19 protein-coding genes and 1 other RNA gene are annotated in these 23,030 nt (G+C 32.2%); 7 read left to right on the plus strand and 13 right to left on the minus strand.

What is annotated here, in order from left to right; genetic code table 11:
* Nucleotides 1-110 precede the first annotated feature (110 nt).
* The 4 genes from WNY78_RS07220 to WNY78_RS07235 all read right to left on the minus strand — a co-directional run bounded on the left by WNY78_RS07220 (nt 111) and on the right by WNY78_RS07235 (nt 3,038).
* Nucleotides 111-578 (minus strand): SRPBCC family protein, encoded by a 468-nt coding sequence (locus tag WNY78_RS07220; protein WP_342872526.1) that lies wholly within the window; start codon nt 576-578, stop codon nt 111-113.
* The gene (locus tag WNY78_RS07225) at nt 579-911 is read right to left on the minus strand and encodes a hypothetical protein (protein ID WP_342872527.1); all 333 of its coding nucleotides are present in this window, start codon (nt 909-911) and stop codon (nt 579-581) included.
* Between the two features lie 9 nt (nt 912-920).
* Nucleotides 921-2,015: a redox-regulated ATPase YchF gene (gene ychF / locus WNY78_RS07230; protein WP_342872528.1), complete on the minus strand. Its 1,095-nt coding sequence runs from the start codon at nt 2,013-2,015 to the stop codon at nt 921-923.
* Between the two features lie 273 nt (nt 2,016-2,288).
* Entirely contained in the window at nt 2,289-3,038 is a 750-nt protein-coding gene (locus WNY78_RS07235) for a hypothetical protein (protein ID WP_342872529.1), read from the minus strand.
* A 244-nt stretch (nt 3,039-3,282) separates the two neighbouring features.
* On the opposite strand from WNY78_RS07235, the gene WNY78_RS07240 reads away from it, so the two are divergent.
* Nucleotides 3,283-4,455, plus strand: a complete 1,173-nt coding sequence (locus tag WNY78_RS07240) for a vWA domain-containing protein (RefSeq protein ID WP_342872530.1) — start codon at nt 3,283-3,285, stop codon at nt 4,453-4,455.
* Nucleotides 4,456-4,662: 207 nt separating this feature from the next.
* On the opposite strand, the gene WNY78_RS07245 is transcribed toward WNY78_RS07240, so the two are convergent.
* Nucleotides 4,663-5,895: an erythromycin esterase family protein gene (locus tag WNY78_RS07245; protein ID WP_342872531.1), complete on the minus strand. Its 1,233-nt coding sequence runs from the start codon at nt 5,893-5,895 to the stop codon at nt 4,663-4,665.
* Between the two features lie 212 nt (nt 5,896-6,107).
* Here WNY78_RS07245 and WNY78_RS07250 point away from each other — a divergent pair, with 212 nt between their 5' ends.
* Entirely contained in the window at nt 6,108-7,244 is a 1,137-nt protein-coding gene (locus tag WNY78_RS07250; RefSeq protein ID WP_342872532.1) for a carboxypeptidase-like regulatory domain-containing protein, read from the plus strand.
* Nucleotides 7,245-7,327: 83 nt separating this feature from the next.
* On the opposite strand, the gene WNY78_RS07255 is transcribed toward WNY78_RS07250, so the two are convergent.
* Nucleotides 7,328-7,681 carry a 4Fe-4S dicluster domain-containing protein gene (locus WNY78_RS07255; RefSeq protein ID WP_342872533.1) on the minus strand — a complete coding sequence of 118 codons (354 nt, stop codon included), beginning with the start codon at nt 7,679-7,681 and terminating at the stop codon, nt 7,328-7,330.
* A gap of 96 nt (nt 7,682-7,777) precedes the next feature.
* On the opposite strand from WNY78_RS07255, the gene WNY78_RS07260 reads away from it, so the two are divergent.
* Entirely contained in the window at nt 7,778-8,836 is a 1,059-nt protein-coding gene (locus tag WNY78_RS07260) for an acyl-CoA reductase (protein WP_342872534.1), read from the plus strand.
* A gap of 56 nt (nt 8,837-8,892) precedes the next feature.
* Here the strand turns inward: WNY78_RS07260 and WNY78_RS07265 are convergent, their stop codons facing one another.
* Nucleotides 8,893-12,447 carry a hypothetical protein gene (locus WNY78_RS07265; RefSeq protein ID WP_342872535.1) on the minus strand — a complete coding sequence of 1,185 codons (3,555 nt, stop codon included), beginning with the start codon at nt 12,445-12,447 and terminating at the stop codon, nt 8,893-8,895.
* 336 nt (nt 12,448-12,783) lie between these two features.
* Here WNY78_RS07265 and serC point away from each other — a divergent pair, with 336 nt between their 5' ends.
* The 3 genes from serC (at nt 12,784) to WNY78_RS07280 (ending at nt 15,733) form a co-directional block, all read left to right on the plus strand.
* The gene (gene serC / locus WNY78_RS07270; RefSeq protein ID WP_342872536.1) at nt 12,784-13,845 is read left to right on the plus strand and encodes a 3-phosphoserine/phosphohydroxythreonine transaminase; all 1,062 of its coding nucleotides are present in this window, start codon (nt 12,784-12,786) and stop codon (nt 13,843-13,845) included.
* 194 nt (nt 13,846-14,039) lie between these two features.
* Nucleotides 14,040-14,990, plus strand: coding sequence for a D-2-hydroxyacid dehydrogenase (locus WNY78_RS07275; protein ID WP_342872537.1), 951 nt, complete (start codon nt 14,040-14,042; stop codon nt 14,988-14,990).
* A 107-nt stretch (nt 14,991-15,097) separates the two neighbouring features.
* Entirely contained in the window at nt 15,098-15,733 is a 636-nt protein-coding gene (locus WNY78_RS07280) for a DUF937 domain-containing protein (protein ID WP_342872538.1), read from the plus strand.
* Nucleotides 15,734-15,795: 62 nt separating this feature from the next.
* On the opposite strand, the gene WNY78_RS07285 is transcribed toward WNY78_RS07280, so the two are convergent.
* The 6 genes from WNY78_RS07285 to WNY78_RS07310 all read right to left on the minus strand — a co-directional run bounded on the left by WNY78_RS07285 (nt 15,796) and on the right by WNY78_RS07310 (nt 21,060).
* Nucleotides 15,796-16,680: a pentapeptide repeat-containing protein gene (locus WNY78_RS07285; RefSeq protein ID WP_342872539.1), complete on the minus strand. Its 885-nt coding sequence runs from the start codon at nt 16,678-16,680 to the stop codon at nt 15,796-15,798.
* Between the two features lie 70 nt (nt 16,681-16,750).
* On the minus strand, nt 16,751-18,427 hold the full coding sequence (locus WNY78_RS07290; RefSeq protein WP_342872540.1) for a C1 family peptidase: 1,677 nt from the start codon (nt 18,425-18,427) through the stop codon (nt 16,751-16,753).
* 167 nt (nt 18,428-18,594) lie between these two features.
* On the minus strand, nt 18,595-20,172 hold the full coding sequence (gene rny / locus WNY78_RS07295) for a ribonuclease Y (protein WP_342872541.1): 1,578 nt from the start codon (nt 20,170-20,172) through the stop codon (nt 18,595-18,597).
* A gap of 103 nt (nt 20,173-20,275) precedes the next feature.
* Nucleotides 20,276-20,406: non-coding RNA, 6S RNA (gene ssrS, locus WNY78_RS07300), on the minus strand.
* 54 nt (nt 20,407-20,460) lie between these two features.
* Complete coding sequence (locus tag WNY78_RS07305) at nt 20,461-20,754, minus strand: cell division protein ZapA (RefSeq protein WP_342872542.1); 294 nt, start codon at nt 20,752-20,754, stop codon at nt 20,461-20,463.
* A gap of 15 nt (nt 20,755-20,769) precedes the next feature.
* On the minus strand, nt 20,770-21,060 hold the full coding sequence (locus WNY78_RS07310; protein ID WP_342872543.1) for a hypothetical protein: 291 nt from the start codon (nt 21,058-21,060) through the stop codon (nt 20,770-20,772).
* A gap of 284 nt (nt 21,061-21,344) precedes the next feature.
* Here WNY78_RS07310 and WNY78_RS07315 point away from each other — a divergent pair, with 284 nt between their 5' ends.
* Nucleotides 21,345-23,030: a M23 family metallopeptidase gene (locus tag WNY78_RS07315; protein ID WP_342872544.1), complete on the plus strand. Its 1,686-nt coding sequence runs from the start codon at nt 21,345-21,347 to the stop codon at nt 23,028-23,030.

A 23,030-nucleotide genomic window follows, 5' to 3' on the forward strand; every position in this document is an offset into this window, starting at 1 on the left:
TGAAAAATTTAGATAGACAGCTAATATAAGGTAACGCTATAAAAAATGAAATAGTGATGGCACAAAGTAATTAACAATACCACTTTAATATTGTTGAGAACCCAAGGGTTTTAGCTTATTTGAGCTAATTCTTCCGCTTTTTGCTTTATAAATGAATTTCTCGTCGTTAGCAAATTGGTCATGTAACGTTTCAAAAATATGAAGTTGGCTAATTTTCCGAAGACACCATAAGGCGATTGAAATTCGAAAACATCAATCATAAGTGTTTTTCCTTTTTCTTCGGAAATGAATACATGCTCATGCTTAAAGCTTTTAAAGGCTCCTTTTACCTGTTCGTCAACAAAACGATGCGGACTTTCAAACTCAGTAATTTTTGATGTCAGCTGTTGTTCAATACCGAAGTGTTTGGCTTCCCAAGTCACCCATTCTCCTAACCCAATTAAGCCAGAAGTTTTACCTGCAACAGTTTTCTCGTTGGATTGTTCCATCGATGCTTTGTGGAAATCAATATTTCGCGCTAAATCAAAACAGGTTTGAATATCTGCGGAAATGTGAGTTTTGATTTCTATTGTTGGCATCTATGAATTCAGTATTGATACTATCAAATCATATTCTCTGAAGTAATTATAAATCATACAAATGAGACAAAACATAGTTGACGGAATAAAAAACAGTCTTATTCGAATATCAAAAGCTATGATTAGAAAAAGATGAAACAGTAAATTATTCAAGAAAAAAGTGACACTTAAATCAAATATTTGACTTTTACCTAAAATCACTTGAGCTAATTCTTGTATAGCAAACATTGGCAACATCGCTGCACATGCAATTAAAGTACCTCCAAAAATTGGGAGATTATTTAGATTATTTAATTCAGGAAATCTATTAGATTTAATTGTTGCAATTAGCATTATAAGTGATTACACATTAAATAAGAAATGCATTACATCACCATCTTTAACGACGTAGTTCTTACCTTCTACTCGCATTTTACCAGCTTCTTTAACTTTAGCTTCGCTACCATACTGCACGTAATCATCATAAGCGATCACTTCTGCTCTAATGAATCCTTTTTCAAAATCGGTATGAATCACTCCTGCAGCTTGTGGTCCTGTTGCTCCAACATTAACTGTCCAAGCACGAACTTCTTTAACACCTGCTGTGAAATATGTTTGCTGATTTAATAACTTATATGCAGAACGAATCAACTTTGCAGATCCTGCTTCGTCTAATCCTATATCTGCTAAAAACATTTGACGCTCTTCAAAATCGTCTAACTCTGTAATATCTGCTTCTGTACCTACTGCTAAAACTAAAACCTCAGCATTTTCGTCTTTTACGTTTTCTCTAACTAAATCAACGTATGCATTTCCGTTTACTGCACTTCCTTCATCTACGTTACAAACGTACATTACTGGTTTTGCTGTAATTAATTGAGCTGGTTTTACAAATTCTTCTAAATCTTCATCGCTAAACTCTAATGCTCTTACTGATTTTCCAGCCTCTAATCCTGCTTTGAGTTTTAATAAAACCGCTTCTTCTTTTTGAGCTTCTTTATTTCCTGTTTTAGCAGCACGCTTTACTTTATCTAATTTTTTATCTACAGTCTCTAAATCTTTAAGCTGTAATTCCATATCGATAGTTTCCTTATCTCTAATAGGATCTACATTACCATCAACATGAACGATATTATCATTATCAAAACAACGCAATACATGAAGAATCGCATCTGTTTCACGAATGTTTCCTAAAAACTGATTTCCTAAACCTTCACCTTTACTAGCTCCTTTTACCAATCCTGCGATATCTACAATCTCTACAGTTGCTGGCAACACTCGTTCTGGGTTTACTAATTCTTCTAATTTTTGAAGTCTTGGATCTGGTACATTCACCACACCAATATTAGGTTCTATTGTACAAAACGGAAAGTTTGCACTTTGCGCCTTTGCATTAGATAAACAGTTAAATAAGGTTGATTTTCCTACGTTTGGTAATCCTACAATTCCAGCTTTCATCGAAAAACTTGTTTTTCGTTCCCTTAAAAAAGGGAACCTTGTTATTAAATTTTTATGTTTTTTTTTCTGCGAGCTTGCCTGCTGGCAAGCAGGTGCAAATGTAGTTAATTAGTGTAATAGTTGGAATATTATTTTTGAAATGATTTTCATCTAAACTTGTATAACGATTATTACTCGCTCACAAAAAACCGCGGATTTTCATATGATCCTTTTCCGAAGAAAAAATCAAATATGAGAATCCGCAATTACTATATAACGTATGATGTGTTAGATTTAATTATTTACAAGGAAGTCCTTGATTTCTCCATCGTCTCCAAAGGTTTGAATTTTAGGTTCACCATTCTCATCAACGTAAATCATCATTTTTGGAGACCCATCAGGTCCAGATAAAAATAGTCCTGAGCTGTTCCCTTTTGTTTTCCCAATAAACAAACGGTTTACAGATCCTTCTTTTTCCATTAATTCATTGATTTTCTCTTTTCGTTCTTTTTCATCTTCTATCATTCTTAAGACTTTAAGCTTGTCATTTCTTTCATCTACATTAGATCCTACTGGAAATTGATTAATTGAAATCCCTCTTTTAATATAAGCCTTACCATCTTTATAATATTCATCGTTTAGTATTTGTAATACTTGGTCGTCTTTATAATTATCCATAGTAAAAGACATTCCAGACATGACTTTCCCGTCTTTCTCTTTTGTTTGATATACCAAACCTCCACACTCATCGCCTTGGTTATTAAAGAAAATAAGTCCTGATGGACGTTCTCTTTGTTCCCATTCTTTACCATTCATTCTACCAGGATGTTGTCTGCTTTCATTACTTAAAACCATACGAGGCAAATTATCTTCACCTATAACCGTAATTTTTTTAACTATGAGTTCATCATATTCTTCATTTCTATCTTTATCACTAAAACTACTAAATGCAAAAAAAGCAATAATTAGTGCACTCAAAAAAGCATAAGCAGTAAGGAAATTAATTTTTCTTTCTAATTTTTTGTTGATTTGACTTTCGTTCATTGGGTTTTGGTTTTATAATTCTAGTTAGTTGTTTAAATATGAAGTATTCTTTATTAAGACAAAAACGAAGTTAATCGTTTTAAACAAAAAATCGCCAATCAAAAGCTCAAGATTTCACTTCCCTAATTAATTCTACCCGTTTACTCATCCAAACATCACGTTTACTAATTATAGTCGTTCGTTTGCTAGTTTAAGGTTTCAAATCCTAAATCGCTGTTATACCTTTCACGAAAATTCTAATCTCATGATCAAAAAAATCAGCTTTCTACTCGTATTCCTTTTACTTCTTAATTGTAAAAATGAAACCAACAAAAACTCAAATAAAGACTTAGCAGATGCTTCTAAAGTTTCAGCAACTACACAAATCAATACCAAACCCACAAAAAATACCGAAATCGTATTTTGCTTAGATGCAACTGGCAGTATGAGCGGACTCATAGGTACAGCAAAAGAAAAGATCTGGGATATTGTAACTGAGTTAGCACAAAGTAATGACGTCGATACTTTAAAAATGGGAATGGTTTTTTACAGAGATCGAGGCGATACGTTTGTGACGAGACAAATTGCTATCACAACAGATTTAGATGACGTCTATGCAGATTTGTTAGAAATGAGCGCAGATGGTGGAGGCGACACACCAGAAAGCGTCAATCAAGCTTTGCATGAATCTATTACAAATATGAAATGGTCTACAGACAGAAACACGTATAAAACGATATTTGTGGTTGGCGATTGTCCGCCACACATGGATTATCAAGATGATGTCAAATACACTGAAAGCTGCAAACTCGCAGCCGAAAAAGGCATTATCATCAACACTATAAAATTAGGTAATAGTTGTCAGGAAGCGATTGCTCATTTTAGAAACATGTCTGAATGCACCAATGGAGAATTCCTTATGTTAGATCAAGATGCGAAAGATTACGTGATTGCGACACCTTTTGATAAAGAAATCAATGAGCTCTCAAAAGAAATTGACGATACAAGAATGTATTACGGTACACTTGATGAGCGTGAAGACAATTACATGAAGAAAGAAAAATCTATGAAAGTCTATGACGATGGTTCTGCCACTGCTAATAGTAAACGAGCCGAATATAAAAACAGTAAAGTAGGTAAAAAAGGATCATATGGCACCAATGAAATCATTAATGATTATAACGACGGAAAGTTGAAACTAGACAACATAGCAGATGACAAATTACCCAAGGAATTACGAGGATTAAGCCTTGCTGAAAAGGAATTTATCATTAAAGATTTATCTAACAAAAGAAAAATGAACGCTTCTCAATTACAAGACTTATTTAAAAAGAAGAAGGCTTATATTAAATCTAAAGAAAGTGAGCAGGCAGATAGCACGTCTTTTAGTAAAGAGGTTGTTAAGATTTTGAAGGAGCAGTCAAGGAAAGGTGAATAAGTTTATTACTATTTTAAAATGTTATGTTTTATAAATAATGGGTTATGCTTATCGGAATTGTATGAGAACAGTAGGGCGGAAAAACGCACGAACCATTCGGTTAAACATAAGCCGAATTTAAAAATTTGTCGACCTCGAATAAGTGCCTGAAACAATCGATTAGGCACCAATTTCCCTATTGTTTTTATACGTTGTTATCTCTCGTTTTTACTCCATCCAAATTATAGCAGAACTTTTTTGTAAAAATATAATTCCGTCAAATTCTTTAGAAATATTCATTGTTGTTGTTGGTTTTGGACTAACTTGTGCACCTGCTCCACTCATAATAATTACTGGATTTTTAAAAAAAGGTATTAGTTCATCGTCGTTTTTAGCTAATCTTATATTTATGAATAAATTATTACTACTTAAGTTTTTTATACAAGCTGTAAAACTATGAGGTTCAATGGGTGGAAGGTCATTTATTTTCATTTTCCAATCAGCTGAAAATGCTCTAAACTGTCCAGAACCAAAATCTGTAGCTATGGAATAATATTTTTCGGCAAATACATTTTTTAGTAAACTTCCAGTAGAATTAGCTGTATTATTAACGGTCATATTTCCTACGTGTCCGTTATGTGCCCAATAAAGAGCCTTGCTATTAACTCCTTCATATTCTAAAATCCATTCGATATTTTCTAACATATAAATTTCACGAAAATCGTGTTTTCTCTGTTCTACATTTTGATTAATTGCAGTTGAGAATTGGCCTAAAATATCTATGCAATGATTTATAAGATCAAATTCACTTTTTGATGTCATTGAAATAAATGGTCGTTCATTATCATTGAAATATTGTCGTAATTTATGATACGAAATATAGTAATCAGATTTTTCTGCTAGTGTTATTTCTTGCCATAGATGTTTTTCAAATCCATCGATTTCGTAACTGGATTTGACTTTCTTAAGATAATCCTTTATACGGTCAACATCTTTTTTTGCCCATTGCATTTCACAACCATATAGCACAATTTTATTATCGTTTATTTCATTGAATGCACGAATCTCTTGCATATATTTAATAAAAGATTTTGTTTTATAACGCCAAGTTGAGTTTATTTCCGAAACTATGTAATTTAAATCATCTCTTTTACCTTGTATATAGTCATTTAAATAAGCCCCTTCGCTAAATCCTGTTTCTAAAATTAAAATTTTAAAATTGTGCTCTTGATTAAGGTATTTCATCAACTCAAAAGGCAAAATTGTAAATTGAGAAGTGCCGTGAGTTTTCTCGCCAATTCCTACGATTTTTATATCTTCCAAAACATCATCGAAAAATTTAAAAGAATTTGAATTTATACTCTCAAATTCAGTACTGTATTTTTTCAAATCTGCGTTGCATTGAGCGTTACTGAAAATCGGGATTATAATTAAAATAATTAATATTAATTTGAAGTTCATTTTTTTTTAATGAGAGATAACGCAAAGATATAGTTCCGTTTCAATGAATTACATCTGTTGATAAGCGAAGTTAGTTTTTTTAAAGCACAATGTCAATACGTAGAACTACGTATACTTTAATATTCTAAATCTCAACCGCTCAGGTAGGAAAAACAGAAATAAATTTGTTATATTAATAGAACAGTACATCTATTAATCAACAATCCATTATTATGAAATCAACACTCTTCACTTTTATTTGTCTTTTACTGGTATTTTCTTGTTCTAAAGACAACGCAAATGACATCAATCCAAACAATGTAGACGTTTCTGGACGGTTCTTAGCACCTAACAATTTAGATCCTATTGTGAATGCTAAAGTTTCCGTAGTAAAAAATAATACTGTTGTTTTTGAAACCGTAACGAATGCAAATGGCGAATATACGTTGGCTATTCCTGTTGGAGATTACACCATTAATTTAACTAAAGGCTTATTCTCAACACAAAAAAATATTACTGTTGAAGAAGACATTATGCTCGATACGTATAGAATTGAAAATATACCAAGCATAGCAGTCGTTACAGGAGATTATGATAATATTGAAAACATACTTTATAGCATTGGTTTAGTGGATCTAGATACTGGTTTACCGCTATTTGATATCATCGATGGTACGAGCTTTAATAGAATTGGCCATCCAAATAATCACGCTAATCACGTAAATCATGGACATAATGATAGTGAATCTTTTAGTGTAGCAAGAAATAATCCTATGTTGACATCTAATGTTGATTTTAATTATCAGGTGTTTTTAAATGATCCTGAATTGCTGGACAATTACGATATTATTTTCATCAACTGCGGAAGCAATACAGGAAGTCTAGATGGTGGACAAAATCTTTACGACTATGTTAATAATGGTGGTTATTTATATGCGACAGATTGGGCTGCTAGAGCGTTGGGTACAATTACCAATAACAATGCAGATTTTGTTTCATTCTTAGTACCTGAAAGAAGTGGGAATTCTCTAAGCACAACCGCAACTATTTTAGATGGAGACCTTAGCGCATGGTTATTAACTTTTGGAATTGGTATTGACGATACAATCTATATAGACGAATTTTTACCATCTTGGCAAGTAATAGAATCTTTTGATGCTCAAACAACAACCTCATGGTTAAATGGTCCTGTAATTTATAGTGATGACAGTGGAACTTCGATTTCAGAAAATAAAGATTTGGCTGTAACGTTTCCTCTAGGAAATGGAGGTGTACTCTACTCTTCTTTTCATACTGAAAATTCCAATCCAGATTTCACAACTACAGATCGTGTGATGGAATTCATGGTTTTTGAAATGACAGATCAATAATAAAGAATCTTTTTAGCTCACAAAAAAATCCCAAGCCTAAAGCTCGGGATTTTTTTGTATTCAAATGTCGAAAAATCGACCGTCTAATTATCTGGATGCATAAAACGTTGTTTTCCAAGTAAGACTTCTTCAGTCTCAACATGGTCATCATCTGGCACACAACAATCTACAGGACAAACAGCTGCACATTGTGGCTCTTCATGAAATCCTTTACACTCTGTACATTTATCTGGCACGATGTAATACACTTCATCACTTATTGGTTCTTGAGCTAGCTCAGCATCTACTGCTTTTCCGTTTGGTAAAACTACGCTACCTTCTAAACTCGTACCATCTTTATATCTCCAATCATCAGCACCTTCGTAAATAGCTGTATTTGGGCATTCTGGTTCGCATGCGCCACAGTTAATACATTCGTCTGTTATTATAATTGCCATAGTAATTTATCTTTTTGATTTGCGTAAATTTGCACCTGCTTGTCGGCAAGCAGGATTGCAAAAATAAAGCCAAAACATCGTATAACCAAACTCAACATGGATTTACAACAAAGAATTAACGCATTTGTAAAATTAGGAGATTTTTTAAGTCAGTTTTATTCGGAAGGATTTGAAAAAAAAGACCATATCGAACATAATGATTTATTTTTTGACGGATTTAAACACCAAATAAAATTAGCACAAGAGCATAACGGTTGGTTTACAAAAGAGAATGTTGTTTTCGCATTAAACGGTTGGTCTAAACAATTGACTGAAAGCAACATTACCAAGTGGACTTCAAAGTATACCTTTACTTCGGAAAGTTTAAACACGATAGCTATTATCATGGCAGGAAATATTCCGCTAGTAGGTTTTCATGATTTTCTATCTGTTTTGATTTCTGGTCAAAAGGTATTGGTAAAACAATCTTCAAATGACAAACATCTGCTTCCATTTTTAGCCAAATATTTAGAACATGTAGAGCCAGAATTTTCTGGTCGAATAACGTTTTCCGAAGAAAAATTGAAAGACTTTGATGCCGTTATTGCCACAGGAAGCAATAATACGGCTCGTTATTTTGAATATTATTTTAAAGATAAGCCTTCGGTAATTAGAAAGAATAGAAATTCGGTCGCTATTTTAACCGGAAAAGAAACTGAAGATGAGCTTGTAGCCCTTTCTGAAGATATATTTAGATATTACGGTTTGGGTTGTAGAAATGTCTCTAAGTTGTTTGTCCCTAAAGATTATGATTTTCAAGCTTTTTTTAAGGGAATGTATCACTGGAATCCTATCATCCATCAAAGTAAATATGCAAATAACTATGATTATAATAAAGCTGTGTATTTAATGAGTTTGTTTGAGATGTTAGAAAACGGTTTTCTCATGATTAAAGAAGATGAAAGCTTCTCATCTCCTATCGCAACAGTGTTTTATGAGCACTATACTTCCGAAGAACAATTAAAAGCAACCTTGAAAGAAAAAAGTGACGCTATACAATGTGTCGTTGCTAATGGCTTTTTAGATTCCGAAATCAAATTTGGACAAACTCAACTCCCAAATTTATGGGATTATGCAGATGATGTTGATACTATAAGCTTTGCTCAAACCATATAAAAAAAAGAGCCAGATACTAGCACCTGACTCTTTTTTAGCAATATTATTCTAGATTATTAATTAGAATTAATAACTGTTGATTTGGTTATTTTACCAAATAGTTTTACAATATTTGAAACTATTAATTCATTAGAATTAACTATTGTAGAAGGCTTTATTCTAATAGCACCATCAATAGGAACAGTGAAATCTTTTGCTATATTTTTACCATCCAGTTTTAATTTAAATTTAACTGGTAAATTAACTAAAGCTCCATTATTTACAATCTCAAGACCTGTTAAACCTTGTTTCAAATTAAGATTTAAAGACTTATTGGCTTGCACTGGAATATTAGCTATATCAATTATCACATGATCTCCATTAACACCTAGCTTGTTGATAACCTGCAAATTAACATGTTTTGTATTTGGCGATTTAAATTCAATACTACATGCATTTGTGTTTAAATCACTCACTTTAACCGTGTTTAATTCATTTCTTTGGATTGTAGATTCAATTTTAATTTCACTCAAACTACTTTTTATTAAATATTCTAATTTTCCGTTTTTAGCTCCTTTAATCTCATGCTGAAAATTTCGCTTAGAATTGATATTCACCAAACCTTTAAGTTTCTTTTTAAAATCTGCGGTTAAATTATTAGCTACTTCTGGATCATTCAAAATATGATGTGCAGATCTATTACTAATTAAAGACTTTAAAGTTGCGCTACTAGGTAATACGGTACGAGTATTAAAACCTGTAAGTCTTCTGCTGGCAATTATAGTATTTAAAGTTAATGAAGAAGTATTTACAACCTCTGCAACACTACTTGAGGTCACTTGTTTTTCTCTTCTCAACAATATTTGACCTGGTTTTAAATTAAGCCCTGAATCTAAACCAACATAAGATGCAAAATACTCCTCTGGCTTACTACCTGCTTTTAATACATTTTTAGCTCTAGTACCATTACCATCTAAGTCTTTACCTGTTGCATCTTTAATTGAGATGGTTTCAGAATCATCTGCTAGAATTAGTATTGTACCAGATAAAAGTAGCATTATAGCATCCCAAACTGGAGTTCTAGGTCTTGTATCTAAAATACAAAATGGCATGTAATGAAAACGACCACCAGACCAAGCATCTCCTTTATAAGTTCTTGAGCCTACATATTTAAATTCATTCTTGTCTGGATCTATAGTAAATACTTTAGTATCATCACCTGGGAAATTAGGATCCATAACCTTCATTCTCCACGGTTTTGAGGTTGTATCCCAAGCATAAGGCATAACGCAGTGTGGACCACCAGAGAAATCATAATTTTGAGATATACAAACTACAGGATTATCTCCTCTCCTAAAAGCATTTCTTGTTGCTATAAAAACATCTTTTGGATCATGTGTGTTTCCCGAAGCAAATTGACCTAAAAACCACCAAATTGGTTGAGCTCCTACTTGATAAGCATGTTTAATATTTATTTCATTTATCGCATGTCTATCTTCTACAACATCATTTAATGGTTGATTGAGTAAACTGTTACACTTTCTTGCATAAATTGCTTCAAGTGACATACCAAAGCAGTTTCCTCCACTGGCAATACCTTTTACAACCCATTTATAATATAAATTTCTCAATCCATCTGGAATATCCCACCATTCTGTTTCACTATCTACATCACTAAAAGCAGCTGCATATTGTGCTTTTGTTAAAGCTGGTGTTTTAAAATTATCAAAGCTCCACCATTTCTGGTTTTCAGATAAACTAGCCACATTAATTCTTGGTCTAATAGACCAGACAAATGATATAATTTTAGAGAAAGATTGATTAAACACGAGATTACTTTGACGGTAACCCCAAGCATTAGCCGCATTTAGAACTGTAGTGTGTTTTCCGAGGTGATCATCATTACCAGGATCTGTATCCCTTATGTCTATTAAAAAACTAATATTTTGATTTACTTTATTCGGTACAATCTCTACTGACAGTGTCTTGTTTGGATTAATGACATTGTGATCGCCATAATCTCCTCCTGTTGGGAAACGTTTACGGTAAATTTGTCTAGACCCATCCTTAACCGTAGCGTAAAAATGTATGTCGTTTTGCCCCATCAAAAATCCTTCATTCTCTCTAGAATGAATACGCTGTATTCTGATTTTAAATGGTCTTGCTACGCAAATACTATTATATGATCCAAACCAAAGAATACTTCCTTTTTCAAAAGTATTCATTCGGCCAGAGCCAGATCGATTTGGAATATCTACTTCGTTAGAAGTTGGAAACCCTATTGAACTCAAAGGTCCATTTATAGTTCTATACTTTCTTCTAATATCTCCATGAACTTCAAAAGCACCAACACCAGATTTCCAGTAAATTGTACAATGTTCAAACTCAGAAAACTTTCCAATACTTCTCCTATTCCTTAAAATATCAGTTTCATTTGTGATTGGAAATCCCCATTTACCTATACCTCCTGTTTGTAAAAACCTGGTTAATATAGAACCATGTACTTCTTTAGCGCTACCACTTCCGTTTTTGTAATACATACGGCATTTCTGAAATATTTGTTGTTTACCACCAGATATTGTGCTTTCTGCACGAGTAGGAAACCCTAGTTTTTTAGATTCTCCTAAATTCTCATACTCTAAATATATGTTGCCTAAAACGGGAAATGCACCTGTAGTTCTTGACCAATAAATACCGCCTTTACTAAACAAACTTTTTCTACCGCTTGTTTTTGTAGCTCTAGACTCGTCGGTTACTAGATAGCCAAGTTCAGACTTGTTACGCATGGTTTTAAATCTTGCAAAAATAGACCCATGCATTTCAAAAGCGATACCAGCACTCTCATGATACATTATAGCACATCGTTCATAAAACTGTGTATGACTTCCAACAGAAGCGTTATATTGTATGCCTTGAGTTACCTTACCTGTATTTATAGTTGATTTAATTTTAGCATGTTTGTAAGTAATATGCCATTGAGCACTAGATCGTTTTTCATCTAATAAACTTTCTAAATTTGAAGGTATGCCATCATACCATTTAAAATCTGACAATGCACCATTTAAATGGTTTCTTGCACCATCAACCCAAGTCCCAAAAAACATTTTTTTAGTTGCATTTGTTTTGATGAGCCCATTAGGAAAGCCGTGAACAGCAATTAATTCGTTTCCAATAAACAATCCTAAAGTATCCAAATCATAAACCAATGATAACATATACCATTTTCCGACTTGTAACGTTTTTGCAAAGTCGTTATCAACACCTGTCCAATTATGTTTTTCCGTTCTAACACTTGTTACAACTTTAAAAGTTGATATTCTTTTGCCTTTATCAGCATAAATGGCAAATGGCAAAAAATTAGATTCGACTATGTTTTGCCTAGAAGCTACATTAGCATTTACTTTAAACCCTATTTGAATACAGAATTTTTTAGTATTTACTCGTAATCCTGTGAGGTCAACATTAGCCTTACCAGTTGAGCCTAAATCAACCGCTTTAGATCTTAAACCAGATGTTGAAGCAGTTGGACCAGCTATTACAGTAGAATTAGCAAAATTTGCTTCAAATCCTCCTCCCAATAAATTTTCAACTCTTAAGTTGTCAAAGTTGTAATCAATCAATAATGTTTCCATAGATTAAGTATTTAAATTAATAATTATCGCATAAATAATTAGTTAAATCTCAACACAATAGTTGAGAAATTTAGGGAGAGCAACCAATATAATAACATATTGCTAATCAAATACTTAATATTGTATATTTGGAAGCAATTAATGTATAATTAGCAACCTGTTGAACTATTCAACTCAAAAAAAAGGTTTTGATTACAAAATGAGTAATTATGATAATGTTAAAAATATGGTTGATAAATTATTAAATTCATAACATATTTTTTTTAAGAATTCATCACCTTTGCAGTGATTAATAAAACAGATTTTCGATACTTCGGAAACTAAACATAAATTTTCATGAAAAGACATAATTTTAGTGCTGGACCTTGTGTTTTACCAGGTAGTGTTCTACAAAAAGCTTCTGAAGCTGTAATAAATTTTGATAACGGTTTATCATTACTAGAAATCTCTCACAGAAGTAAGCCTTTTGTTGATGTGATGGAAAATGCTAGATCCTTAGCTTTAGAGTTATTAGGTTTAGAAGGTAAAGGGTACAAAGCATTGTTTTTACAAGGAGGTGCAAGTACTCAATTTTTAATGGTTGCTCTTAATATGTTAGAAAAACGTGCTGGTTACTTAAATACAGGTACTTGGAGTGATAAAGCTATTAAAGAAGCAAAGATTTATGATGATGTTTATGAAGTGGCTTCATCTAAAGACGCAAACTATAATTATATCCCAAAAGGATATGATATCCCAACAGATTACGATTATTTTCATTGTACTTCTAACAACACCATTTTTGGAACACAGATGAAAGAATTCCCTAACTCTCCTATCCCAATGGTTTGTGATATGAGTAGCGACATTTTTTCTCGTGAGTTAGATTTTTCAAAATTTGATATCATCTATGCTGGAGCTCAAAAAAATATGGGTCCTGCAGGAACAACTTTAGTGGTTATTAAAGAAGATATTTTAGGTAAAGTTTCTCGTAAGATTCCTTCAATGATGGATTACAAAGTGCATATTAGTAAAGGTAGCATGTTTAATACTCCTCCTGTTTTTGCAGTGTACACATCAATGTTAACTTTAGAATGGTTAAAAGGTCTTGGTGGTGTTGCAGCAATTGCAAAAGAAAATGAAAAGAAAGCACAATTAATATATTCTGAAATTGATTTAAACCCATTGTTTAAAGGATTTTCTGCAAAGGCAGATCGTTCTATAATGAATGCAACATTTAATTTAACTAATGAAGATTTGAAAGAAACTTTTGAAACGATGGTTAAAGAAGCAGGAATTAACGGTTTAAATGGTCACAGAAGTGTTGGTGGATACAGAGCATCAATGTACAATGCTTTACCATTAGAAAGTGTTGGTATCTTAGTAGATGTGATGAGTGAGTTGGAGCGTAAGGCTTAAGTACAGTTTTCAGTCGCAGTAATCAGTTTACAATTTTACTCGAATGAAAAGATGATTTCTATGTTTTATTTAAACTAGAATGTCATATATTTTTATTTCTTCGGAAATATCAAAACCATAAAGTTCTTGCTTTTGTAGGAACATAATCAATAAAAAAAGATTTCCGTTTTACGGAAACAAAAAACAAATATTTGATGAAAGTATTAGCAAATGACGGAGTTTCACAAAGCGGAATTGACGCCTTAGAAAAAGCAGGCTTTGAAGTCTTAACAACAACCGTTGCTCAAGAACAATTAGAAAACTATATCAACGAGAATGACATTTCGGTATTATTAGTACGTAGTGCTACAACCGTTAGAAAAAATATTATTGACAATTGCCCTAGCCTAAAAATTATAGGACGTGGTGGAGTTGGTATGGATAATATTGATGTTGATTATGCACGCAGTAAAGGATTAAGTGTTATCAATACACCTGCTGCATCTTCACACTCTGTAGCAGAATTGGTTTTTGCTCATTTCTATGGCCTAGCACGTTTTTTACATAATTCTAATCGCGATATGCCTCTAGAAGGTGATGCAAATTTTAAAGGTCTTAAAAAAGCTTATGCTAAAGGTATTGAGTTGAAAGGTAAAACTCTAGGTGTTTTAGGTTTTGGACGTATTGGTCAGGCTACAGCTAAAGTTGCACTTGGTGCAGGAATGAAAGTTGTTGCTTTTGATCCTTTCTTAAGTAAAGCAGATTTAGAATTAGAATTCTTTGATGGTCAAAAAGTAAATTTCGAAATCACAACTATTTCTAAAGAAGAAGTTTTAAGACAATCAGACTTTTTAACACTTCACGTACCAGCTCAAAAAACATATGTTATTGATGAGGCTGATTTTGCTAAAATGAAAGATGGTGTGATATTAGCTAATGCTGCTCGAGGTGGTGTAGTTAATGAAATTGCGCTAGTAAAAGCTATTGAAAGTGGAAAAGTTATAGGTGCTGCATTAGATGTATTTGAAAAAGAACCAAAACCAGAAATTCAATTATTAATGAATTCTGGATTATCATTAACACCTCATATTGGAGCTGCTACAAATGAAGCTCAAGATAGAATTGGTCAAGAATTAGCAGAACAAATTATAAGTATTTTAAAATAATTTGTCATAATATGTGACTTATTAGAAAAAAAGGAGTCCTACTAGTGTTAGGACTTTTTTTTGTAAATTGATAGTCTTATTATTATTAATCTTATTTAAATCAAATTATGTCAGGAATTTTAGACTTATTAAACAGTGACCTCGGTAAAACAATTATTAGTGGTGTATCTGGATCTGCTGGAACAGATCAAAACAAAACAAGTAGCGTTTTAACAATGGCTTTGCCAGTGTTAATGAAAGCTATGGAAAGAAATGCTTCTACACCAGAAGGTGCAGAAGGATTAATGGGAGCACTTAACGGTAAACACGATGGTAGCATTTTAGATAACCTTGGTGGTTTATTTGGTGGTGGAGTTGATGACAATGTAAAGCAAGATGGAGATAAGATTTTAGGTCATGTTCTTGGTAACAAAAGACAAGGTGTAGAAAAGATTTTAGGAGAAAAATCTGGCTTAGACATGGGTTCTATTGCTAATATTCTTAAAGTTGCTGCACCAATTTTAATGGGTGTAATTGGTAAACAAAAAGCGCAAAGCAATGTAAGTTCTTCTAGTGATTTAGGAGGATTACTTGGAGGTCTTCTTGGTGGAAATTCTGCACAAGAAGAACAAAGTTTCTTAGAAAAAATATTAGATGCAGATGGTGACGGAAGCGTTATTGATGATGTTGCAGGAATGGTATTAGGAAATGCAGGTAAAAAAGGTGGTTTAGGAAGTTTACTTGGTGGACTTTTCGGAAAATAAATCCAACTATATTAGTTTAGATAAATAAAGCCACAGTTTTACTGTGGCTTTATTATTTTATATTATTTCAAATTCATTAGCTTTTCTGTAGGAAGATCTATTTCCGGAGTTGTTAACAAAAAGTAACTATCCTTAAAACTCATAGCAGATGAAACTTCAATTTTATTGAAACGTGCTAATCCTAAAAACCTACAACTATCAAAACTGGTTGTATTATTTTTAGTGCTTATAAAATCAAAATCTTGAAAATACTTAGAATGACTAAAATCTGCTGTAGTTCTAAATTCAGCATAATTAAAAAGCGCTTTCCCTCTACAATCAACTAAAGTAAAATCTGCATATTTATAGAATTTACTTGCACTACACTGCAATTCAGAATTAAACACACTACTTTGAAAACTTACATTGTCAAAAAACTCAGCGTTCATAAAATTAGCTTTTTGATTAAAAAATGCATTTTGAAATCTAACCGAACCTTCAAACACACACTTGTTAAAGAAAGTATTTTCATGACAATTTAATTCTTCAAAATTGGCATCCTTATTAAAAGTTGAGCTCGTAAAATCTACTCTCCCTTGAATGCTGCTTCCTCTAAAATTGACATTTTCTTTAAAAATACAGTCTATAAAAGTTACATTTCCTTTAAAAGATGTTAGCACTACACTTCCGTTTTCCATAGTAGTTATTGCGCTTACTGGCTTAGTAAAAATGCATTTTTTAAAAGTTATACCTGCATTTACCTCTACTTGATAAACACCTTCACTTATAAGATGTGAATCTAAAAACGAGGTGAAATCTATAACGTCATTAATTGTTTGATTCTCAATATAAACAGGTTGACTATTTCTTATTAAGTTTTTCATACTAGTGTCCTCATTTGCTGAAGAATTTTGAGTTGCGCAAGACATTTGAACTAAAGCAACCAATACCAAAACGTAATGTTTCATACTTTTTATATTTAAAATGATGCCTCAAAACTAACATGTTGGTTTTGAGACATCATCAATTTGCTTTGTTTTATTGTCCGTAGTACTTATCTTTTGTACTTTGAATATACTTACTAACCTTAGTATCTATATTTCCGTTTTTCTTTTCTCTTTTAATAAATTCTAAAATTTCCTCTTGAGTATAGGCATTTTTAAAATTTTCTGTAACTACAGTTTGATGTTTATTACTTTGTAAAGTTTCCAAGTTTGGTTCTTCATTATTTTTAAAGACAAAATTACTAACACTATCCGCGTTTTCACTTGATTCTTGTGATGTTCTATTACTGTATCCATAATCAAAATATTTAGGATCTATAGTTGTGTAAAACAGATTATTCATTTCATCTTGTTCATTGAATTTATCTTCTGCATCAGCAATCATAACTAAATAATATAGCCCAGATAAATATGGCATATAATAAGTTCTAATTTGACTTCCTTGTCCCCAAGCAGCTTGCGTAAAACTAGAACCTGATGGGATATTAAGATTAAAAACACAGTTATCAGCTGTTGGACAGTCAGAAGTATTTTCTGGAATTGACGTATTAAATTGATCATAATATATCACACCATAATCATTAGCATCAAAAGCATTAAAATAAATGTAATAAATTGACCAATCATTATTTGAAGAAGCGGCTTGATTTCCAATATTGTAAATATTAAAATCAATCTGTCTTTCATTTTGTATCCCACTAATATTATAGGTTGAGTAATCTGCAAAAACCCAAGGTGCTAAATCCACACCTGTTGTATTTGGATCTACATCATCTGGTGGATTATTCTCTCCTCCATCTTCTTGATCTGAAGCAATAAAGAGAGGTTTACTTCCATCAAAACTCGTGCAGAATTCATTAATCATATAATTATAATCAATCCAAACATAACCATTGTCTCCCCATAATTCTCCCCAAGAATTAATCACTTTAAACGCACCATTAGGCCCTTTAGAATCATCATAACCACCAATAACCATTGCATGATAAGCATGTTGTCCAACATTATTGTAAGATGTACTAGAGGACAACACAACATTACTGTTCCAGCTCATAAAATTATCTGCTAATTTAGCTCCAAGTATTACAGGTATATTATTCGCCAAATTTTGTTTGATACTTGCAACACTAGCATCAATTTTTCTCCAATATTTTATTTTATTCTGATTAGCTTCATTAGTCCAACTAGACTGAAGTCCAGCATTAGAACAATCCCCTAAAGTACCATAAGGCACTGTTTGCATAGTGGCAACACCTCTGTTTTGCATAACTGTAAGTGCATTTGAAAAATTAGTACCACTACAATCTTGCCCTTTTTCATTGTCTGGGATTGCAACAAATAAATCTTTAGGACTAAATTGGTTAGATGCAGAAGCTAATTGTGATGTCGACAAATTATTACTCATTCCATTTAAAGCAGTCTTAATATTATAACCTACTGCCCAAGACACACAAGTACCATATTGTCCTTGATCTCCTATTGGAGGAAACTTAGGAACTAAATCTACTGAAGAAGGTAAGCTAGTGTTTCCAAAACTAAAATTGGTAGATGTTGGAATTGTTCCCAAATCATCTTGACCATTCCATCCTAATGCAAACTCGAGGTCCTCACCTTGTTGCTCGATTGGTTCATTATCGTCTTTGTCACAACTAACAAAAAGGCTTATTTGTAATACAAGAATAACGTAAAGGATTAAATTATTTTTTTTCATGATAATTGATTTAATAGTTCATATTATACTTACATCGGAAACTATTAAATAAGTCATCAATAAAAATTGATATTTAAAAAAATGACATAAAAAAATCCGGTATAAAACCGGATCTTTAGAAATCTATATTTTGTTTTTCTCTAATCTGCCAAAAAGCAGATCAGAAGTTATTTAGCGATATTAACCGCTCTTGTTTCTCTAATTACAGTAACCTTTACTTGTCCAGGATACGTCATATCTGTTTGGATTTTTTGCGAAATCTCAAATGACAAATTAGCAGCTTGTTCATCTGTCACCTTTTCACTTTCAACCATCACACGTAATTCACGTCCTGCTTGAATAGCATAAGCTTTATTAACTCCATTAAATCCGAAGGCTACTTCTTCAAGATCTTTAAGACGTTGGATGTAAGAATCTAATACTTGACGTCTTGCTCCTGGTCTTGCTCCAGATATAGCATCACATACTTGAACAATTGGTGCTAATAAGGTAGTCATCTCAATTTCATCATGGTGAGCTCCAATGGCATTACAAACTTCTGGCTTTTCACCATGTTTTTCTGCCCATTGCATCCCAAGTATTGCGTGTGGAGTTTCCATATCTGCTTCAGATGATGGTACTTTTCCAATATCATGTAAAAGACCTGCTCGTTTTGCAAGTTTAGGATTTAAACCTAATTCTGCAGCCATCACACCACAAAGTTTAGCAACTTCACGAGAGTGTTGTAGTAAATTTTGACCGTAAGACGAACGATACTTCATACGTCCAATCATTTTAATTAATTCTGGATGTAAACCATGAATTCCTAAATCGATTACGGTACGTTTACCTACTTCTACAATTTCTTGTTCAATTTGCTTCTGAGTTTTATTGACGATTTCTTCAATACGTGCTGGATGTATTCTTCCGTCTGTAACTAATTTATGTAAAGATAAACGTGCAATTTCACGTCTCACAGAATCAAAACAAGATAAAATAATCGCCTCTGGAGTATCATCTACAATAATCTCAACTCCTGTTGCTGCTTCAATAGCACGAATATTTCGTCCTTCTCGACCAATGATTCTACCTTTAACGTCATCAGATTCAATATTAAAAACTGACACACAATTATCTATGGCTTCTTCCGTACCAATTCGTTGTATCGTATTAATTATTATTTTTTTAGCGTCTTGTTGTGCAGTAAGCTTCGCTTCTTCCATTGTATTTTGGATGTAGCCCATTGCATCAGTTTTAGCTTCGCTTTTCAAAGATTCAACCAATTGAGCTTTAGCATCTTCTGCAGATAATCCAGAAATAACTTCAAGTTGCCTAATTTGACTCTTATGTGCTTTCTCTACTTCGTCTTTTTTCTTCTCTAAGAATTCTAAACGAAAATCATAATCCTTAATTTTATCTTCTAGTGATTGATTCGTTTTTTTACTTTTTGCTAATTCACTAGATATTTGAGATTCTTTATCTCTAGTACGCTTTTCAGATTCAGCAATTTTCTTATCGCGAGATAAGATCACTTTTTCATGCTCTGCTTTTAATTCTAAAAATTTCTCTTTTGCTTGGAGCATTTTATCTTTTTTTATAGATTCTCCATCATTCTTAGCTTGTTTTAATATTGAATTAGCTTCTGTTTGAGCATTTTTTATAAGCTTTGACGCATTACTCTTCTCTAATGATTTGGCAATGATATATCCTATTATTAGGCCAAGTACCACTCCTCCAACAATCATTAAAATTGTATTCGTATCCATGTTTAGTTAGTTTTTTGTTATTGGTAATATCAATCTTCATATAAATCTCATAACCCAAAAGTTATGACATAAAAAAAAGCCTACACTAGTTCTGGTTTTGTATAAACTCCTTAAAAAACAAGTTTAGGGCTAACAAGCTGATCAAAAATCTGTCTAAACACCGAAACGAGTTCGATACTAACAGCTCGATTTTACAACTTAAACTCACCCTTTTTAAAGAATTGATCGTTGAGTTTATCAAAAAATATCACTAATGTAGGCAGTAACCTATTATTTATTTAAAAGAACTTAAGCACTTAAATGTTTTTGAAGTAATTGATCTAAAGCAATAAGCTTTTCTTCAATGTCTTCACTAACACTAGCTTTATCTATTGTTTTCTGCTCTACTTGAGATGCAAATTGTAAAGCACACATGGCTAATACATCTTGTTTATCTCTTACAGAGTAGTTTTGCTCAAATTGACTTATCATGGCTTCTATCTTTTTAGCTGCTTTACGTAATCCTTCTTCTTGACTAGGTGCAATAGTTAAAGGATACACTCTGTTTGCTATAGATAGCTTTATTTTAAGCTGTTCTGCCATTAAAATTGATTAACATTATTCAGATAGTTGAGCAATACAATGATCAATGTCTCTTATTAATGTATTTATTTTGAGCTTTGTTTCTCGATTATTTTCGTCACTGCCCAGTAAAGAGTTTGCCATTTTGAGTGCTTCATGTTTTTCAATCCAAGAACTTAATTCTTCTTGTTGTTGAATATTTTTCTGTTGCTGAATTGCTAATTCTTCAGAAATCTTAGCATTTGTTTGCTTTAAAACTTCCAGTTTATGCAAAACCTTGCTTATTTTATTCTCTAAAGAATCTACAACATCTTCAATTTTACTCATTTACAAATTTCAATACTGATGTAACAAAGTTAACATACTAACTGAAAAATAACAATAGTTTTTCTGTTAATTTTCAAATAAGTATTACTTTATTAGTGATAATGGCTTATTGTAAACTAGTTACTCAAAAACTTTAAGTCCTTTTTGTAAGTTTTTGTTTGTTATTTTTACTTTTTTACTGATATTCACTGCCAATAACAGAACACATAGCATGTAGAATATTTTCTATATTAAATTAAAATCAATATTTTTACGTTAATCAATTAACGTAATCCATTATAATTATGAAATACATTTTAGCTTTCATTTTTTTCTCTCAATTTGCTTTTAGCCAATCCCCTTATCCGCAGGATTATTTTAGAAGCCCATTAGATGTCACAGTAGTTCTATCTGGTACTTTTGCTGAGCTTAGATCAAATCATTTTCATTCTGGTTTAGATATTAAAACACAACAGCGTACTGGTTTAAATGTCTATGGAGTAGCAGAAGGTTATGTGAGTAGAATTAAAGTATCTCATTATGGCTACGGAAAAGCGCTATACATCACCCATCCTAACGGTTACGTGAGTGTTTATGCTCATTTGAGTAAATTCTCACCACGAATTCAAAAATATATCAAAGCATGTCAATACGATAAAGAAAGCTATGAAGTAGAAGTATTTCCTTCGCCTGATGAATTGCCAATTTCCGCAGATGAGATTGTAGCATTTTCAGGAAATAGCGGAAGTTCTGGAGGACCACATTTACATTTTGAAATAAGAGACAATGAAGAACGACCAATCAACCCAATGCTTTTTGGATTAGATGTAAAAGACACTAAAGCACCTTTTTTAACAGCAGTTTATGCCTACCCAAAAGACAAAACAGCTCATGTTAATGAGATTAAAAAAAGAACTGAACTGCGTTTAATCCCAAACAAAAACGGAGATTATACAACAGAACCTATTGAAGCTTTAGGTGATATTGGTTTTGGCATCGTAAGCTACGATCAACAAGATATGGCGTACAACAAAAATGGTTTGAGTAATATTCAAAGTTTTTATAATGGTAATAAAACCTTTGAGATGGATTTTAAACGTTTTAGTTTTGATGAATCTAAACATATCAACCGCTTTATTGATTACGAAGTATTTAAAGAAAAAAAATCTAGAATTCAAAAGCTTTTTGTACAATCTGGTAACACATTGAGTATGTTAAAAGATGTTGATGCTAATGGATACATAACTGTAGAAGATAGCACTAACACAGTTTACAAAGTAAGATTAAGAGATTTTAAGGGCAATGAATCCTGGTTAACAATTCCTGTAAAAGGAAAACCTGCTAAAGAAATTCTAGAAGCTCCAGAATTAAAACCTAACACCTATATTATAGCCAATCAGTTTAATGAATTAGACCAAGGTAATGTGTCTGTTTATTTTCCGAAGGATACATTCTACGAAGATTTCCATATAGATTTTAGTGTTTTAAACGATACGCTAAAACTCCATAAAAACACAGTACCTTTAATGAAAAGTTACACCATAAAATTTGATATCAAAAATTATGTTGAAGATGACAAAGACAAATTATTTATAGCCAATTTATACGGTTATTACCAAAAACCGAGTTATATAAGTACAAAACGATTAGGAGACATGCTATCTGCAAGAACTAAATCGCTAGGAACATTCACTTTAGCTAGTGACACAGTTAGTCCAACTATAAAGCCTGTTAATTTTCAAGATGGCAAATGGTTGAGTAAATTAACTCATTTAAAAGTAAAAATAGAAGATGATTTATCTGGAATAAGTAATTACAGAGCAACCATTAATGGCAAATGGATTTTAATGGAGTACGATTACAAGAGAGATACATTAACCTATGATTTTGACGACAATATAAATACAGAAACCGAAAACAATCTAAAAATAATTGTAACCGATAATGTTGGAAATAATACTACATTTGAATCTACATTTTTTAGGAAATAA

The organism is Psychroserpens sp. AS72, assembly GCF_038900375.1.
Lineage (GTDB): Bacteria > Bacteroidota > Bacteroidia > Flavobacteriales > Flavobacteriaceae > Psychroserpens.

Coding starts and splice junctions, on each gene's coding strand:
- WNY78_RS07220 (WP_342872526.1), bottom strand. CDS start 578: ATGCCAACAATAGAAATCAAAACTCACATTTCCGCAGATATTCAAACC.
- WNY78_RS07225 (WP_342872527.1), bottom strand. CDS start 911: ATGCTAATTGCAACAATTAAATCTAATAGATTTCCTGAATTAAATAAT.
- ychF (WP_342872528.1), bottom strand. CDS start 2,015: ATGAAAGCTGGAATTGTAGGATTACCAAACGTAGGAAAATCAACCTTA.
- WNY78_RS07235 (WP_342872529.1), bottom strand. CDS start 3,038: ATGAACGAAAGTCAAATCAACAAAAAATTAGAAAGAAAAATTAATTTC.
- WNY78_RS07240 (WP_342872530.1), top strand. CDS start 3,283: ATGATCAAAAAAATCAGCTTTCTACTCGTATTCCTTTTACTTCTTAAT.
- WNY78_RS07245 (WP_342872531.1), bottom strand. CDS start 5,895: ATGAACTTCAAATTAATATTAATTATTTTAATTATAATCCCGATTTTC.
- WNY78_RS07250 (WP_342872532.1), top strand. CDS start 6,108: ATGAAATCAACACTCTTCACTTTTATTTGTCTTTTACTGGTATTTTCT.
- WNY78_RS07255 (WP_342872533.1), bottom strand. CDS start 7,681: ATGGCAATTATAATAACAGACGAATGTATTAACTGTGGCGCATGCGAA.
- WNY78_RS07260 (WP_342872534.1), top strand. CDS start 7,778: ATGGATTTACAACAAAGAATTAACGCATTTGTAAAATTAGGAGATTTT.
- WNY78_RS07265 (WP_342872535.1), bottom strand. CDS start 12,447: ATGGAAACATTATTGATTGATTACAACTTTGACAACTTAAGAGTTGAA.
- serC (WP_342872536.1), top strand. CDS start 12,784: ATGAAAAGACATAATTTTAGTGCTGGACCTTGTGTTTTACCAGGTAGT.
- WNY78_RS07275 (WP_342872537.1), top strand. CDS start 14,040: ATGAAAGTATTAGCAAATGACGGAGTTTCACAAAGCGGAATTGACGCC.
- WNY78_RS07280 (WP_342872538.1), top strand. CDS start 15,098: ATGTCAGGAATTTTAGACTTATTAAACAGTGACCTCGGTAAAACAATT.
- WNY78_RS07285 (WP_342872539.1), bottom strand. CDS start 16,680: ATGAAACATTACGTTTTGGTATTGGTTGCTTTAGTTCAAATGTCTTGC.
- WNY78_RS07290 (WP_342872540.1), bottom strand. CDS start 18,427: ATGAAAAAAAATAATTTAATCCTTTACGTTATTCTTGTATTACAAATA.
- rny (WP_342872541.1), bottom strand. CDS start 20,172: ATGGATACGAATACAATTTTAATGATTGTTGGAGGAGTGGTACTTGGC.
- WNY78_RS07305 (WP_342872542.1), bottom strand. CDS start 20,754: ATGGCAGAACAGCTTAAAATAAAGCTATCTATAGCAAACAGAGTGTAT.
- WNY78_RS07310 (WP_342872543.1), bottom strand. CDS start 21,060: ATGAGTAAAATTGAAGATGTTGTAGATTCTTTAGAGAATAAAATAAGC.
- WNY78_RS07315 (WP_342872544.1), top strand. CDS start 21,345: ATGAAATACATTTTAGCTTTCATTTTTTTCTCTCAATTTGCTTTTAGC.